16 protein-coding genes are annotated in these 16190 nt (G+C 68.7%); 6 read left to right on the forward strand and 10 right to left on the reverse strand.

Annotated features, from left to right (window positions below):
• Positions 1 to 93: 93 nt before the first annotated feature.
• The gene (gene allB, locus DL990_RS16425) at positions 94 to 1422 is read left to right on the forward strand and encodes an allantoinase AllB (protein WP_125799179.1); all 1329 of its coding nucleotides are present in this window, start codon (positions 94 to 96) and stop codon (positions 1420 to 1422) included.
• Between the two features lies 1 nt (position 1423).
• Positions 1424 to 2440 carry an allantoicase gene (alc, locus tag DL990_RS16430; protein WP_125799180.1) on the forward strand — a complete coding sequence of 339 codons (1017 nt, stop codon included), beginning with the start codon at positions 1424 to 1426 and terminating at the stop codon, positions 2438 to 2440.
• A gap of 9 nt (positions 2441 to 2449) precedes the next feature.
• Here alc and DL990_RS41485 read toward each other — a convergent pair whose 3' ends face one another.
• A complete protein-coding gene (locus DL990_RS41485; protein WP_199746417.1) occupies positions 2450 to 2626 on the reverse strand; it encodes a hypothetical protein in 177 nt (58 codons plus the stop codon).
• A gap of 108 nt (positions 2627 to 2734) precedes the next feature.
• On the opposite strand from DL990_RS41485, the gene DL990_RS16435 reads away from it, so the two are divergent.
• Positions 2735 to 4852: an RICIN domain-containing protein gene (locus DL990_RS16435; RefSeq protein WP_125799181.1), complete on the forward strand. Its 2118-nt coding sequence runs from the start codon at positions 2735 to 2737 to the stop codon at positions 4850 to 4852.
• 4 nt (positions 4853 to 4856) lie between these two features.
• On the opposite strand, the gene DL990_RS16440 is transcribed toward DL990_RS16435, so the two are convergent.
• The 7 genes from DL990_RS16440 to DL990_RS41270 form a co-directional block, all read right to left on the reverse strand.
• Positions 4857 to 5333, reverse strand: coding sequence for a CoA-binding protein (locus DL990_RS16440; protein WP_125786526.1), 477 nt, complete (start codon positions 5331 to 5333; stop codon positions 4857 to 4859).
• Positions 5330 to 6619 carry an O-acetylhomoserine aminocarboxypropyltransferase/cysteine synthase family protein gene (locus DL990_RS16445; protein WP_125799182.1) on the reverse strand — a complete coding sequence of 430 codons (1290 nt, stop codon included), beginning with the start codon at positions 6617 to 6619 and terminating at the stop codon, positions 5330 to 5332. Before DL990_RS16445 ends, DL990_RS16440 begins: the two co-directional genes overlap by 4 nt.
• Before the next feature lie 63 nt (positions 6620 to 6682).
• Positions 6683 to 7867, reverse strand: a complete 1185-nt coding sequence (locus DL990_RS16450) for a hypothetical protein (protein WP_125786524.1) — start codon at positions 7865 to 7867, stop codon at positions 6683 to 6685.
• 24 nt (positions 7868 to 7891) lie between these two features.
• Positions 7892 to 9274, reverse strand: a complete 1383-nt coding sequence (locus DL990_RS16455; RefSeq protein WP_125786523.1) for a hypothetical protein — start codon at positions 9272 to 9274, stop codon at positions 7892 to 7894.
• The gene (locus tag DL990_RS16460; RefSeq protein ID WP_125786522.1) at positions 9271 to 9735 is read right to left on the reverse strand and encodes a hypothetical protein; all 465 of its coding nucleotides are present in this window, start codon (positions 9733 to 9735) and stop codon (positions 9271 to 9273) included. Before DL990_RS16460 ends, DL990_RS16455 begins: the two co-directional genes overlap by 4 nt.
• The gene (locus tag DL990_RS16465) at positions 9732 to 10949 is read right to left on the reverse strand and encodes a hypothetical protein (protein WP_233620486.1); all 1218 of its coding nucleotides are present in this window, start codon (positions 10947 to 10949) and stop codon (positions 9732 to 9734) included. Before DL990_RS16465 ends, DL990_RS16460 begins: the two co-directional genes overlap by 4 nt.
• Positions 10950 to 11058: 109 nt before the next feature.
• Complete coding sequence (locus tag DL990_RS41270) at positions 11059 to 11961, reverse strand: hypothetical protein (RefSeq protein WP_158632628.1); 903 nt, start codon at positions 11959 to 11961, stop codon at positions 11059 to 11061.
• A gap of 313 nt (positions 11962 to 12274) precedes the next feature.
• On the opposite strand from DL990_RS41270, the gene DL990_RS16475 reads away from it, so the two are divergent.
• On the forward strand, positions 12275 to 12610 hold the full coding sequence (locus tag DL990_RS16475) for a helix-turn-helix transcriptional regulator (protein WP_233620487.1): 336 nt from the start codon (positions 12275 to 12277) through the stop codon (positions 12608 to 12610).
• 196 nt (positions 12611 to 12806) lie between these two features.
• On the opposite strand, the gene DL990_RS16480 is transcribed toward DL990_RS16475, so the two are convergent.
• The gene (locus DL990_RS16480) at positions 12807 to 13421 is read right to left on the reverse strand and encodes a (2Fe-2S)-binding protein (RefSeq protein ID WP_125799184.1); all 615 of its coding nucleotides are present in this window, start codon (positions 13419 to 13421) and stop codon (positions 12807 to 12809) included.
• Positions 13421 to 14281, reverse strand: a complete 861-nt coding sequence (locus tag DL990_RS16485; RefSeq protein WP_125799185.1) for a putative RNA methyltransferase — start codon at positions 14279 to 14281, stop codon at positions 13421 to 13423. The genes DL990_RS16480 and DL990_RS16485 overlap by 1 nt, the downstream gene beginning before the upstream one ends.
• A gap of 175 nt (positions 14282 to 14456) precedes the next feature.
• On the opposite strand from DL990_RS16485, the gene DL990_RS16490 reads away from it, so the two are divergent.
• A complete protein-coding gene (locus DL990_RS16490) occupies positions 14457 to 15851 on the forward strand; it encodes an ammonium transporter (RefSeq protein ID WP_199746419.1) in 1395 nt (464 codons plus the stop codon).
• Positions 15848 to 16186, forward strand: coding sequence for a P-II family nitrogen regulator (locus DL990_RS16495; RefSeq protein WP_020630602.1), 339 nt, complete (start codon positions 15848 to 15850; stop codon positions 16184 to 16186). Before DL990_RS16490 ends, DL990_RS16495 begins: the two co-directional genes overlap by 4 nt.
• Positions 16187 to 16190: the final 4 nt, after the last annotated feature.

Consider the following 16190-nt stretch of genomic DNA (forward strand, 5'->3'; position numbering starts at 1 on the left):
AGCGCCGCCAGGGCTCGTTGACGAGCAGGATGGCCGGAGCTAATGTCGGAGAGCGAAACCTCGATTCCACTGAGTGGAAGTTGGAGGCTTTAGATGGACTTGGTGATCAAGGCCGCGCGAGCCGTGACGGCCGCCGGAGAGGTATCCGCGACCATCGGTGTCGACGACGGCCGCATCGTCGCGGTCGAGCCCGCCGGAGCCGGCCTGGACGGCGATCGGGTGCTCGAACTCGGCGAGGACGTCGTCCTGCTGCCGGGGCTCGTGGACACCCATGTGCACGTCAACGACCCGGGCCGGACCGAATGGGAGGGTTTCGCGTCGGCGATGCGCGCGGCCGCGGCCGGCGGGGTCACCACCATCGTGGACATGCCGCTGAACAGCCTGCCGCCGACGGTGGACGTCGCGGCGCTGGAGGTGAAGCGCAAGACGGCCGAGGGCCGGGTGCACGTCGACGTCGGGTTCTGGGGCGGTGCGATCCCCGGCAACCTCGCGGAGCTGCGCGGCCTGCACGAGGCCGGGGTGTTCGGTTTCAAGTCCTTCCTGCTGCATTCCGGAGTGGACGAGTTCCCGCCGCTGGACGCGCGAGGACTCGAAGAGGCGATGACCGAACTGCGGACCTTCGACGGCATGATCATCGTGCACGCGGAGGACTCCGACGCGATCGATCACGCGCCCGACCCGCACGGCGAGAAGTATGAGGACTTCCTGCACTCGCGTCCGCGCGGCGCGGAGAACGTGGCGATCGCGCAGGTCATCGAGCTCGCGAGGAAGACCGGTGTCCGCGCGCACATCCTGCATCTGTCCTCTTCGGACGCGCTGCCGATGGTCGAGAGCGCGCGGCGCGACGGTGTCCGGCTGACCGCCGAGACCTGTCCGCACTACCTGAGTTTCACCGCGGAGGAGATCGGCGACGGCGCCACGCAGTTCAAGTGCTGCCCGCCGATCCGTGAGGCAGGGAACCGCGAACTGTTGTGGCAGGGCCTCGCGGACGGCGTCATCGACTGCGTGGTGACCGACCATTCGCCGTGCACCCCGGAGCTGAAACGCTTCGACAGCGGCGATTTCGGGCTCGCCTGGGGCGGGATCGCCGGTCTGCAACTCGGCCTGCCCGCCGTCTGGACCCAGGCGCGGCAGCGCGGGTTCGCGCTCACCGACGTCGTCCGCTGGATGGCCGAGCATCCGGCCGCGCAGGCGGGCATGCGCCGCAAAGGTCATCTCGCGCCGGGCTACGACGCGGATTTCAGCGTGTTCGCACCCGACGAGGCTTTCGTCGTCGACGTCGCGAAGTTGAAACACCGCAACCCGGTCAGCGCTTACCACGGACGGCCGCTCGCCGGTGTCGTCCGGAGCACGTGGCTGCGGGGCGAGGAGATCACCGGTGAAGACCCGGCAGGCGTTCTGCTGACCCGGGGTGACTGCTGAGATGGAGGATGCCGTGAACGACCGTCCTGAGTGGACAGCCCGGCCCGATCTGGCCTCGCGCAAGTTCGGCGGGACCGTGATGTGGGCGACGGACGAGTTGTTCGCCGAGAAGGAAAACCTGGTCAACCCGTGGGTGCCCGCGCATCAGACGGAGACCTTCGGGCCCAAGGGGCAGGTCTACGACGGCTGGGAGACCCGGCGGCACCGTGAGCCCGGCGACGACCAGGCCGTCGTCCGGCTCGGTCTGGCTGGCGCGATCACCGGGGTCGTCGTGGACACCGCATTCTTCAAGGGCAACTACCCGCCGTTCGTCTCGGTGGAGGCGTGCGCCGTCGACGGCTATCCCAACGCCGCCGAACTGTCCGAAGTGGACTGGGACGTGCTGGTGAAACGCGGCGCGGCGGCGGGGCACACGGAGAACTTCTTCGAGATCGGCGGGAGCAAGCGCTACACGCACGTCCGGCTGACCATGCATCCGGACGGCGGTGTGGCCCGGCTGCGCGTGCACGGCACGCCGATCCCGGACCCTCGTCTGCTCGATCCCGGCGCGCTCGACCTCGCCGCGCTGGAGAACGGCGCGGTGGTCACCGGATGCAGCAACATGTTCTATTCCTCGCCCAACAACCTCTTCTCGCCAGGGCTCGCCGCGCATCAGGCCGAAGGCTGGGAGACCGCGCGGCGCCGGGACGACGGGAACGACTGGGTCACGGTGCGGCTCGCCGGCGCGGGTGTCGTCCGGTTCGCCGAACTGGACAACAGCAACCTCAAGGGCAACGCGCCGGGCTGGGCGGCACTGAGCGGCCGAGACGGCGATGGCGAGTGGGTCGAGTTGCTGCCGAAGACGCGTCTGCAACCGGACACCCGGCACCGGTTCGCGCTTGCCGAGGGACCCGAGGTGACCGAAGTGCGTCTCGACATCTATCCCGACGGCGGGATGGCGCGCCTGCGTCTCTTCGGCGCGCTGACCGATCGGGGCCGCGCTGACCTCACTTCGCGCTTCGAGGCCGCGCGCTCCTGAAACGCGGGGTCAGGGGCGCGCGCCCGGCCGGTTCAGGTACGCGGAGAACAGCGAGAGGACGATTCCGACCGAGAAGATCGCGGTGAGCCACCAAGCGCCGCCGATGGACAGGTTCCACACCAGGGCACCCGCCATGAGCAGTGCCATGACGATGTTCCTGATCTGCAGCGGCGTCGGTTTGGCCATACCGCCACCTTCTCACGCGTCCGGATTTTTTCGAGCGGCGGGCAACCCTCGTGGGTGTGACATGCGTAACCGACATGTCAACTTCATCCACTTCCCGGGGAGACCGAAGTGCAAGCCGAAACCCGAAGAATTCCGCGGCGGGGCCTCGTGCTTTTCGCCGCTTGCCTGGCCGGGAGCGCCGTGTTCGCCGCCCCCGCGCAAGCGACGTCGCCCGAAACCGTGGCGCGTTCGCAGCAGAAGCCGGTCGAGATGCGCTCGGAACGCACCGAGAACTCGTCCACGTTCGCCAATCCCGACGGTTCCCGCACCACCCAGGTGCACGGCGGTCCGGTCCACGTCCGCCGCGGTGGTGACTGGGTGCCTGTCGACCTGACACTGGAGAAGAGCGCGGACGGGCTCGTCCGGCCGAAGGCGCATCCACGCGAACTCGTGCTGGCGGGCGCGAGCGCCAAGAGCGGTGATCTCGCCACCGTGCAGAGCCGGGACGGGAAGGTCGCCCTGCAGTACCCGGGCGCGCTGCCCGAGCCGGTGCTGACCGGCGAGACCGCCACGTACCCGGAGATCCAGCCCGGCGTCGACCTGCAGGTCAAGGCCACGCGGACCGGTTTCGAGCAGTTCTTCGTCGTCAAGCGCCGTCCCGATCGCGCGTTGACGTTCGCGCTGCCGCTCCGGGCGACCGGGCTCACGCCGCGCACCGACGCGGACGGGAACACGCAGCTGGTCACCGCGTCCGGCGCGGTGGTGGGCAGCGTGCCCGCCGCCGAGATGTGGGACTCGCGGATCGACCAGCGCAGTGGCGACCCCGTCGCCAAGGTGAAGGTCGGGAAAGTGGTGTCCGCCAAGGAACGCGGAACACTCGGCCTGAACGTGACGCCGGACGCGGGCTACTTCGCCGACCCGGCGCGGTCCTATCCGGTCATCGTCGATCCGGGTGTGTCGGTGTGGACGAACTTCGACACCTTCACGCAGTCGAACATCGCGACCACCGACCAGTCGGGTGCCACCGAACTCCGCATCGGCACCTATGACGGCGGAGCCACGAAGGCCCGGTCGTATCTCCACTTCGACGTGGCGCGGTTCCGCGGCGCCGCCATCGAGTCGGCCACGTTGTCGTTGTGGGGCAACCATTCCTACTCCTGCTCGCCGCGCAACTGGGAGATCTGGGACTCCCTGCCTGCCGACACGGGCACTCGCTGGGCGAACCAGCCGCCGCCCCGCACGCGATGGGCGACGACGAACGCGACCCGTGGCTACAGCGCGGCCTGCGCGGCCGACTGGGTCCGGACCCCGATCGGGAACCTGGTCGGTGACTGGGCCGGTTCGGGGGTCACCACCGGATCGATGGTGCTGAAGGCGGAGAACGAGTCGGATTCCTTCGGCTGGAAGAAGTTCTCGTCCGGCGAGGGCGGCAAGTCGCCGTACATCGAGGTGACCTACCGGAACCAGCGGCCGAATCCCGCCGCCGGGCACGACATCTCGGACCGCGTCGACATCGGCGGCGTCACCCACACGAAATCCCTCACCCCGACGCTGCGCTTCACGCCGACGGACCCCGACGGCGGCAACGTCACCGCGGTCTTCTACGTCTACGAAGGCGAAACGATGATCGGGGACTTCTGGAAGTGGGACGTCCCCTCCGGCACCACCGCGACCTGGACGGTGCCGCCGGGACTGTTGCAGGAGAACCACAGCTACCGGTTCCGGGCCACCACGTTCGACCCCGGTGAAGAGTTCGCCGACGACGCCTGGGTCTCACTGCAAGCGGTGTCGAGCGGGCTCTACGCCGATGTCGCCGCATGCGGCTGGAACAACGGGACCAAGGTGCAGCAGTGGCCGTCGAACGGCGCGGACTGCCAGAAGTTCTTCCCGTGGGGCACCGGTGACGGCTACTACCAGTTCCGTGCCAAGCATTCCGGGCAGGTTTTGGACAACACCGGCTGCCATACGGCCAGCGGAAACCCGGTGACCACCTACGACCGCGTCGCGGGCGCGTGCCAGAAGTGGACGATCGAACCGCAGACGGTCGGCACGGGGGTGTACCGGTACGCCGTCCAGAACGCGGGCAAGCTGCTGGACCAGGGCTGCACCGCGGGCCAGGGAGCACCGCTGTTCATCTGGGACCGGATCCCCGGTCGTGGCTGCCAGAACTGGCGGATGCCGGTCTCGCCCGCGAACGGGGTCACCGTGCAGTGGCTGCCGTTCACGGTGAACACCGCGGCGGAGTAGCGCCTCAGGGGGCGGACTGGCGTCGTGAGCTGATCACGCCGGTGTTGAAACCGGCGAGGTGGAGCCCACCGGCGAACCGGGCGTGCTCGATCTTGACGCAGCGGTTCATCACCACGTCCAGTCCGGCCTCCAGCGCACTGTCGGCGACGGGTTCGTGCCACAGGCCCAGTTGCAGCCAGAGCGTGCGCGCTCCGGCCCTGACGACCTCCTCGGCGACGCCGGGGAGGTCGTCGTGCTTGCGGAACACGCTGACCAGGTCGACTTCGCCGGGAACGTCGGCAAGCGACGGGTACACCGGCTGTCCGAGGAGTTCGTCCAACCGCGGGTTCACGAAGTTGACCTGGTACTTGCTGGAGGAGAGCAGGTACGTCGCGACGAAGTAGCTCGGCCGCGCCGGGTTGTTCGAGGCGCCGACGATGGTCACCGACTTCGTCCGCGAAAGGATGCGGCGGCGCTCGACCGCGCCGACGTCGTGGCTCATCCCGCCACCGCCTTGCCGAGTGCCTGATCGAGATCCCACAGGATGTCGTCGACGTCCTCCAGCCCGACCGACAGGCGGATCAGGTCCGGGCCGACACCCGCCGCGCGCAACCGGTCCTCCGAAAGCTGCTGATGGGTGGTGGACGCCGGATGGATGACCAGCGTCCGCGCGTCCCCGACGTTCGCCAGATGCGACAGCAGTTCGACGGAGTTCACGAACGTCTCCCCGGCCGCGCGGCCGCCGTCGACACCGAAGGAGAACACGGCGCCCGGTCCGGCGGGCAGGTACTTCTTCGCGCGGTCGTGGTGCGGATGCTCCGGCAGGCCCGCGTAGTTCACCCAGGCCACCCTGCTGTCGTTCGCGAGGTACTCCGCGACGGCACGCGCGTTGGCGACGTGGGTGTCCATCCGCTGCGGCAGCGTCTCGACGCCTTGCAGCAGGAGGAAGGCCGAGTGCGGGGAGAGGACGGCGCCGATGTCGCGCAACTGCTCGGCACGGAGCCGGGTGCAGAAGGCGTACTCGCCGAAGTTCTCCCAGTACTTCAGGCCGCCGTAGCTTTCGACGGTCTCCGTCATCCGCGGGAACTTCCCGTTCCCCCAGTCGAACTTCCCGGATTCGACGACCACCCCGCCCAGCGTGGTGCCGTGCCCGCCGAGGAATTTCGTGGCCGAATGCAGCACGATGTCGGCGCCGTGCTCGATCGGGCGGCACAGGTACGGCGTGGCCAGGGTGGCGTCGACGACCAGCGGGATGTCGTGCGCGTGCGCGAGCTCGGCCAGCCCGGCGAGGTCGGCGATCGCGCCGCCGGGATTGCCGATGACCTCGGTGAAGATCAGCTTCGTCCGCTCGGTGATGGCGGCCGCGTAGTCCTCGATGCGGTCACCGCTGACGAAGGTGGTCTCGATCCCGAAGCGGCGCAGCGTCCCGGTGAGTTGCGTGACCGTCCCGCCGTAGAGCCCACCGGCGGAGACGATGTGGTCTCCCGTCTCGGCGAGCGCGGAGAAGGTCAGGAACTCGGCCGCCTGGCCACTGCTGGTCGCGACGCCGCCGATCGCGCCTTCGAGGCTGGCCAAGCGTTCCTCGAAGGCCGCGACCGTCGGGTTGCCGATGCGGCTGTAGATGTTGCCGTACTTCTGCAACGCGAACAGGTTCGCCGCGTCGGCCGCGTCCTCGAAGACGAAGCTCGTGGTCTGGTAGATGGGCACGGCGCGGGCGCCGGTCGCCGGGTCGGGCGTCCCGCCCGCGTGCAGGGCGCGGGTGCGGAAGCCCCAGGTGCGTTCACTCATCGCGCCCGACGCTACCGCTCGTCCCACCCGGTGACCATCCATCCCATCCCGTGGCCACCCGTCCTACTGGCGGTCGAGGGTGATCACCGTGCCAGGGCGGTGACCGTTCCGCCGCGGGGTGACCGGCCGCGATTCGGCGCGGGACACCGCGACCCCGGCCGGCCGCTGCCGGTCGGCGGGCAGCACCTCGCGCGAGTTCGTCCGATCCGCCAGCCGCAGGGACTGCGCCGAGGTCAGCCACTCTTCGGCGGGCTCGGCGATCTCGAGCAGTAAAGCCTCGAACTCCGACCGGGTGGTCTCGAGGATGTGCGGCGCCGCGAGCCAGCGCAGCACCTGACGTCCGGTGACCGCCATCCGCTGCCGAGGCGAGGACACCAGTCGCTGGTCGAAGTGGCGGATCAGCACCTCGTCCACGGTGTCCCACGCGTTGGCGGCGCCGAACAGATCCAGTACATCCTCCGAGCCGAGGATCTTGAACGCCTCCGTCAACAGCTGCATGACCTCGACCCGCAGCACGTTCAGATGGCCGTACGAGGTGAACTTCAGGTTGTTCCGCAGGTCCAGCCCGCTGCGCCGCACCACCGCGACACTGCCGAAGCTCGGGTCGTACGCGCGTTCCCGGACGACGTCGGAGATCCGCTTGTCCCGCCAGAACAACGCCACCTGGTTGCTGAACTGCGTGAACAGCTGGTGGAAGTCAGTGTTCGGCCGCGAGTTCGCTGAACCGAGCCCCTTGCCGTAGCCGAGCACTCGCCGGTACGCGCTGATGCGATCCCGCCGGGTGTAACGCAGCACGTCCCGCCGGTCGAACCGGTACAGGCCGAAGGCGCCGGGGCCATCGGAAAGCCGGATCGCGCCGCCCTGGAACAGCTCCTGCAGTTTCTGCACCACACGGAACACGCCGATCCGCTCGTGCTGGTACAGGTAGTACAGATCGCCGACCGCGATGACCCGCTCCGAAGCGACCGTCTCGTCGTAGGCGTCGACGCCAGGCGGCATCGCCGTCGCCCCGAGGTCCGCGGCCGAACTGTCGCCGAGACCGACGAGTTGCGCGATCCCACCGTCCGCCGGACCTGGTCTGCCCCGCTGTTCGGCCTCGACCGCGGTGAGCATGTCGTCCAGCTGTTTGAGGACCGCGTCGCCGAGCTTCGGATCGCTGCCCAGTTCGTTGGCGAGCTTCCCGGCGACCTGGCCGCGAAGTGCCGCGACCCGGTCGAACAGTTCCCGGTATTCCTTTTCCGTGCCCATCGTCTTCCTCCCGTACGGGTCCGGCTACTGCCCGGTCCGCTTGCGCGTGGTCCGGGGTTTCGGCGGTTCCTCCGCCTCGGGTGGTGTCTGCTCTTCCTGGAGGGCGTGCCCTTCGCGCAGCTCGGCGACCGACGGCACCGCCGGCGTCCGCCCGGACGAGGGCGGGGGCAGCGGAGGCGGAGGGGACGTCGGCTGCGGCATGAGCTGCGGGGTGGGCGGGGCCGGTGGGTTCGGGTCGGACGGCGACGACGGCGTGCCGGGCCGCCCGATCGGCTCGGCGATCCGGACGACCTCCTGCAGATGGTCGTCGAGTTCGTCGATGGCCCGTTGCACACGGGAGCTGAAGAAGCCCGGGGGAAGTGACGCGCGGAAGTTGCCGGGGACGTCCCCGTTGGGGCCGCCGGTGCTCTGCCGGGGCAGGTTCGCCACGATGCGCTGAAGCCGCCTCGCGATCTGGATGAACGACGTGCCGACACCCTCCTTGCCCGCCGACTCGATCAGCTTGCCGCCCTCGAAGGTGGCGAATTCGCGGATCCAGCGCAGCAGCCCGCCGAGCGACATGGTCCCGCCCTCCGGGTCGGGGACACGGAGCACTTCCAGATCTTCCTGCTGGATGAAGACCGATCGCAGCATCGCGACGACCTCGTCGACCTGGGACGCCGCCGCGGACAACAGCCGGGAAAGAGCGACAACGGCGGGGCCGAAGAACGGCTGACCACCTGCCGGCTGCGAGAACGGATCGATCTTGTCGCGTGCGTCCTGCCAGCCCCTGAACAACGAGACCACCCAATCCGTCAGCGTGATGAAGGAGGTCTGGATCCGTTCCTCCTCGATCGTGTTGACCTTGCCCGAGACCAGGCCGAGCTCGTCCCGCAACTGGCCGAGGTGCCCTCGCGTCCCGTCTCCGAGTAGCAGCAGGAAGAGCTGATCGACCCGTGCCACGCGGAGCAGCGGGCTCTCGAGCTCCTGCCGGATCTGTTCGAGATCGTGCCGGACGAGCGCACGGAAGCCTTCGGCGTTCTCGGGGTCCGAATCCGTCCTCAGTGGACGGAGCGAGTCGAGCAGCGCGAGCGAGTCCTTGACCGCGCTCCGGGCCCTCGCCGCGAGCGAGGCCTGTCCGCCGGTGACGGCGCCGAGGTCGGCTTGGATCGCGTACCCGCGCGGTGTCCACTTGGCCTCGGTGCGCCCTTGGACCTCTTTCAGCTCGAAGCTGCCGGTCAGCGCCGCCACGAAGCCTTTCGTGTCACCCTCGCGCCACTTCCAGCCGAGCGTGTCGCTGATCGTCTGTTCGGCGAGTGCGCCGGGTGCCGCCGACGGCGGTGGGTACTGCCCGGTCGACAGCGGATACGCGCTGTCGATGTCCTGTGCACGCGGCAACGTCGCGCCGCGGTCGTCGTTGATCGTCATCGGGTCGCCCCACATCCCTTGAATTCGGCCAGTTCCACTGCTTCACGCCAGCACCGCACCATCACGTCCTCCGCCGAGGACAAGGCGATGGCGCATTGGTCCACCCCGGCGTGGAAGCTCTTCGCCCAGCCCCGCCATTCCTGTTCCCGTCCGTGCACCGCGCGCAGCAGCCCGGAAACCGCGTGGTGCGAACGGCACTGCCCGTCCACCCGGCGCCGCAGCTTCAGCAGCGACGACGCCGTGGTGTGCAACGACTCGGCGCTCACCGGGCGCCGTGTCGCACGTGTGGCCGCTTCGACCTCGCCAGTGCCGTCGAGGACGACTTCGGCGAGGTGGTCCGCCGCGGCTAGCCCGACGCCGTCGGGCCTGTCCTCGGAGACGCTGATCTCCAGCGCCCGCCAGCACGCGGCCACCTGGTTCACTTCCTTGCCCAGCCGGGAGAATTCGGTGTGGATGGTCATCTCGACCTCCTGCCGAGCTCTTCCATGAAGAAACCGGAAAGCCGCTTCGGTGGGGCCATTCCCTCTTCGAGCGCGTACCGGACCGCGCCGATCAGGAACCGTTCCGGCACCACGCCCGGGGACACGCCGTCGGCCAGTCTTTCCGCCGCTTCCTCGATCATCGCCTGTTCCTTGGCTTCGCACCGCAGCGCCTTCGCGAGGGGACGATGGCCCAGTGAGGGGAACGAGGTGAAGCACATCGCGTCCACCACCACGGGGATCGCCTTGTCCGCCGTTTTCAGCAGTGCCGGCGGTGCGTTGATCAGCTTCGCCCTCGGGTACAGCTTCCGCCACAACGCCGCGTAGGCTTCCGCGTGCTGAGTGAAACCCATGCGGCGCAACAACTCCACCGAGATCTTCGCCCGCAGGTACGGCACCGGGTGCACCGCGCGTGGGGAGAACCCCGTCGTTTCGAGTTCGGTGCGCCCGATGACGTCGAACAGCGAACCGACGACCGCCGGACCGCCCAGCAACAGCGCGGACAGGTCGGCGAAGGTCTCGCGGTTCCACCTGACCCAGGTACCGGTCACCGCCCGTGGCACCCCCGCCTCGACGAGCCTCGCCGCGACCTGCAGCGGGATCGCCCTGGCGAGGCCCAGGTCGTTCTGCAGGTTGTGGCTCACCTCGTGCAGGACCGCGCCGAGCGTCCACGGGTTCACCAGCCGGTGGTACGGAAGCTGGATCAGCGGGAACGGATTCAGCCGGTTTCCCAGACGCCGCAAGGGGATCCCGCGGCGCGAGGTGGCCGGGCCGGAGCCGGTGCGCAGGTAGCAGAACGGCGGCGGGGTCGGGATCGACCGCCAGTGTCCGATCCCGAGGTACGCGTACTGGTAGCAGTCGAGCGCCACCCGGTCGCAGGCCACCAGCCACGGGGCGAACGCGCCCTGCCGCTGGTTGAACAGGTCGAGGTAGAAGTCCCAGACCCGTTCGGTGGTCCGGACCCAGCGCTGGGCGCGGGACTTCGCCAGCAGGAGCCGGGCGAGCTCGGCCTGTTCCGGCCGCGCCGCCGCCTCCTGTGCGCTCTCGCGGGCCACGCGGGTCGCGGTGGACAACGGCCCCCGCAGGGTCGCCATCATGCGGTTGACCGCCGCCAGATGGGCCCGGCTCGGCCCGGTCGCCGGATCGCCGAACTCCGACCAGCGGAACGGCCGCAACGCGTCCAGATGCCGCTCCACGTTCGTGGCCTGGGAGAGGACCCATGCCTCCAGCTCCCTCCCGCCGGATGGCCTCGCCCGCCGCGCTCCGGCGGGAGGGACCGGGGCACCGGATGCCGCGGGGAGCGCCCTAACGGCGGCGCGCACGGCCGCGCGCCCGCTTGCTCTGTGTGGCACGACGCCGGTTGCGCTGGGCAGCGGTCCGCGCCGGGACACGCCGCGCGGTCCGGCGACGCCGTGCACCCGGCCGCTGTGCCGCCGCACGCCGTCGAGCGGGCTGCTTGCGTCGCGTGCTCTTCTTGTTCGGCCGTTTCAGCAGCTTGTCCGCACCGAAGCTGACAGCGCCACCGATCAACGCGTTCGACAGCCAGCCGGGCGTCATCTGCATGCCCTTGCGGAGGCCGGCCTTGACCTTCCCCGCGGTGCGCTTGACGATCTGCGGAATACGCCGGACGAGGTGCCGCGTGCCGGGATTGCGCCAGAGCTTGCGGCCGAGGCTGGCCGCGCCGCGGACGATCTTCGGGGCCACCGAGCGCACCACCGGTGCGAGCCGGGGCAACGCGCGGACGGCCAGCGCCGCCAGCGGTCCGATGAACGCCTCGGCCTCCTCCTCGGTCTCGGCCTGTTCCGCCTGGAAGGCCAGCCGGGCCAGCTGATCGGCGTCGGGATAGAGGCGACGCAGCGGATTGACGAAGTCCTCTCCTTCGAACTCGTCCTCGAACTCGAACTCCGCCTCGAGCTCGCGGACCAGGTTCTCGAACTCCGCTTCGAATTCGGCCTCGTCCTCGAACTCGAACTCGTAGAGCGCTTCGTCCTCGTTCTCGAGTTCGTCTTCGAGTTCCTGGGCCAGCTCACCCAGTTCGTCTTCGTCCTCGAACTCGTAGAGCGCCTCGTCCTCGTCTTCGAGCTCGTCCTCCAGCTCATAGGCCAGTTCGCCGAGCGCGCCCTCCAGCTCGTCCTCGAACTCGTCCTCGAACTCACGGCTCAGCTCGTCTTCCAACTCGCCGTCCACTGCCGCATAGCCACGGCTCATAACCGTTCTCCTCTGCTCCGGTGAAAATCCCGCGGTCCCCGGCGCGGTGCGTCGGTGAGCACGGACCCGACACTGCCCGCGAACCGGGGCACACCGGTAGTCACACGTTCCTGTGTGACATGAATCGACTAGTTCGGACTTGTCACACAAATCGACGATGCGCTTTTCCTGTCGGAGGGGTTTGCTAGAGAGGGAGGGAAACCAAGAGGGGGGAGGCCGGTCTATGTCCACGAGCCCGGCGGTGGGATTTCCTGCGGCACCGATACACGATCTCGCGCGGCAGCGGAGGAAGGTCGTTTCGGACGATGAAACCGTGCGAAGCCTGGCGAGATCACTCGTCCGGCGGGTCACGGAACTGTGCGACGGGGACGCCGCGATGCGGAGACCGTTGCTCGACCTCACCGAGCACGGCGTCAGATGCCTGCTCGTACCGGTGACGCCGGAGGCGCACGACCTGCTCAGCCCGCGCGAACACGAAGTGGCGCGCATGGTGAGCCGGGGCTATACGAACAAGCAGATCGCCGGCGTACTGGAAATCAGCCTGAACACGGTTTCCGCGCATATGCGGCGGATCTTCACGAAACTGGGGGTCGGCACCCGGGCGGCGATGGTGGCCGCGTTGACGGGGGAGAATCTCGCGGCGGTGTGAGCGGACCGGGGTTGAGGCGACTTTCCGCGTTTGATGCGACGAAGGGACCTTTCGTCGCAAGGCAAAGGTGGCGTGGTCGGTGCCGGGGGTCGTGAGTGGCGATTCGGGTTAGAACCCGAATCGCCACTCACGACCCCCTCGCGCCCGACCGGGGAGACTTTCTTCTCAATAGAACCACCCTTACCACTCACGAGACCTAGCCGAGGGCTCCGCGAAGTCGCCGGTCTCGTTCTTCCGGGGTCTGCCGGGGGCAACTGGTGCACTTCGGGTTGCCCGCCTCGTAGATCAGGCAGCAGGAAGCACGGCGCACCACGGTGTTCCGCCCGATCCGGCTGAACCGCGGCTCCGGCATGCCGAGTCCGATCGCGGCCACGAGCGGCGCCGCCAGCGCGACCGCCCGTTCGGTGTCGCCGGTCCACAGCAGGCGGTTGCCGATCGAATCCGTCGCGATCGCGCCCAGCGCGCGCGGATTCGCCCCGGTGACGGCCGAGATCGTGCCGATCGCCGTGTCCAGCGTTCCGGCGAACGCGGCGCCGAGTTCGGCCAGACCGCCGGGGAGGACCCGTGACGATCGGGCACCGGTGAAGCGCCCGTCCGGGACTAATTCGATGGTGACGGCGTCGAGTGAAGGATCCAGCGGTTCACCACGGACGAGCGATTCGATGGAGGGGGCGACGAGGACCGAAGACAGCGAGTACCACCAGATCGTGCCGAGCACCTCGGGCCGGGGACAGCCGTAGAGCTTCGCCGCGCCGCCGATGCGGGCGCCGACCCACGCGGTGTCGGCGAGCAGGGTCGCGGGCGCCTCCATCAGGGCACCGGCCGGTACAGCGTGACGCTGAACGACGTGGTGACGTCGACCGGTTCGCTGATCGCGTCGAGCCGTTCACGGCGTCCGTCACGGTGGAGGTGATGCGCGCTCGGGCCCATCTCGACGACCTGGCGGATCCGCGCGGGCGACAGCGTCACGCGCTGGGTGACATCGTGCCTGTCCACCCGGGTGAAGTGCTCGCCAAGAGTGTCTTCCAGCCGCGCGTCCTTGCCGCCGTCGACGGAGATCACCAGGTCGCCCAGTTCCCGGAGGTGCCCGGGGTTCGGCGTCGCGACGACCAGCAGGCCGTCCGCGGTCAGGACGCGGTGGAACTGCGGGGCGTTGCGGGGCGCGAAGACGTTGAGGATCAGTGACGCGCTCGAATCCGCCACCGGCCAGGGTTCCCACAGGTTCCACACGGCCGCGCCCGCGCGTGTGTGTGCGCGAGCGGCCCGGCGCAGGGCGACGGCCGAGACGTCGAGCGCCAGTCCGTACGCGGCGGGGACGGCGTCGAGCACGTGCGCGAGGTAGTACCCCGTGCCCGCGCCGGCGTCGATGACCATCCCGCTCTCGACATGGTCCGAAGCCACCTGCGCGAGGGCGTCGGCGAGAGGTAGATAAGCACCCGAGGAGAGGAGGTCGACGCGAGCCGCGACCATCGGCGCCGTGTCCGCGGTGCCGGCCGGGATGCGCGCGTGCAGAAGATTGACGTAACCCTGCTTCGCTACGTCGAACGAGTGGCCTCTCCCGCAACGCACCGTGCGGTCGATTGCCCCGACCGGGTCACCGCAGACCGAACACCGCAGCGACCGGACGATCTCCGGTGGCAGCGGGTCATGGCCGGATACACGTGCGTTCATGGCCCTATTCGACCACGAGGTTTCGCAACCGGACAGAAGGCGCCAGGTTTCCGGAAACCTGGACGTAACAACGCCGCACCGACAGTTCACGCGGGTGAAACCTGAATCGCCGCCCGAGGAAACACCGCGGTCCAAAAATTCCTGCGCAGTACACCCCAGGCACGGGAGGAAGATTGTGCTGAACGCAGGAGACACGGCATGGGTACTGATCAGCGCCGCGCTGGTCATGCTCATGACACCGGGATTGGCGTTCTTCTACGGCGGCATGGTCCGCGCGAAGAGCGTCCTGAACATGTTGATGATGAACTTCATCGCGCTCGCCGTGGTCGGCGTCCTCTGGACGCTTTACGGTTTCACGATGGCGTTCGGCAACGACGTGGGCGGCGGGTTGCTCGGTAATTTCGACTTCGCGGGTCTCTCGACCATTTCCGGCAAACTTGCCGGATTCGCGACCGCCGCGACCAGTAGTACACCCGAGGTCGCGTGGCCCGGCGCGGACGCGCTGCCGCTGTTCGCCTTCGTGATGTTCCAGCTGATGTTCGCGATCATCACGCCCGCGCTGATCTCCGGTGCCATCGCCGACCGCGCCAAGTTCTGGGGCTGGACGCTGTTCGTCGCGGTGTGGGTGACGGTCGTGTACTTCCCGGTCGCGCACTGGGTTTTCTCATTCAACGGCTTCATCAGCGCCGATTCGGTCGGCGGCTGGATCGCCAACCAGCTCAAGGCGCTCGACTTCGCCGGTGGTACCGCGGTCCACATCAACGCCGGCGCGGCGGGCTTGGCGCTCGCGATCGTGCTCGGCAAGCGCAAGGGCTGGCCGAAGGGCACCGGACGCCCGCACAACGTGCCGTTCGTGCTGCTGGGCGCCGCGTTGCTGTGGTTCGGCTGGTACGGCTTCAACGCCGGTTCGGCGTTGGCCGCCAACGACCTCGCCGCCGTCGCGTTCACCAACACCACCGTCGCGACCGCGGCCGCCATCCTCGGCTGGCTGATCATCGAGCAGATCAAGGTCGGCAAACCGACGACTCTCGGCGCCGCTTCCGGTGCCGTCGCGGGTCTCGTCGCGATCACCCCGGCGGCCGGGTTCGTCAGCCCGCTCGGTGCCATCGCCATCGGTCTCATCGCCGGTGCCCTGTGCGCTCTGGCGATCGGCCTCAAGTTCCGCTTCGGTTTCGACGACTCCCTCGACGTCGTCGGCGTCCACCTCGTGGGTGGTCTCGTCGGTACGCTGCTCATCGGTTTCTTCGGCACCACCAGCGTCAACTCGCTCGGCGTCGACGGCCTCTTCTACGGCGGTGGCCTCGGCCAGCTCGGCAAGCAGGCGCTCGCGGCGGCCGCGGTCCTCGTGTACTCGTTCGTGCTCACCTTCGTCATCGGCTGGGTGATCAAGAAGCTCGGCGGATTCCGCGTCAGCGCGGAGGACGAGGTCAGTGGTATCGATGAGGCCCAGCACGCGGAGAGCGCGTACGACTTCACCGGATCGGGCGGCGGCCTCGGCCAGCCGACCTCCATCCCGGTCAAGTCGTCCACCGGCAACGCGGCCACGAAACTCGAGGAGAGCAAGGCATGAAGCTGATCACCGCGATCGTCAAGCCGTTCACGCTCGACGACGTCCGTTCCGCGCTGGAGCAGCTGGGTGTGCTCGGCATGACGGTCAGCGAGGTACAGGGCTACGGCAGGCAGAAGGGCCACACCGAGGTCTACCGGGGCGCGGAGTACTCCGTGGACTTCGTGGCGAAGCTGAGGGTCGAGGTCGTCACCGACGATTCCAACGTGGAGAAGGTCCTCGACGCGATCACCACGGCCGCCCACACCGGCAAGATCGGCGACGGCAAGATCTGGGTGACGCCGGTCGAGACGGTGATCCGGGTACGCACCGGCGAACGCGGCTCGGACGCGCTATAGGCGT

This window comes from Amycolatopsis sp. WAC 01416, from assembly GCF_003947485.1.
Classification (GTDB): domain Bacteria; phylum Actinomycetota; class Actinomycetes; order Mycobacteriales; family Pseudonocardiaceae; genus Amycolatopsis.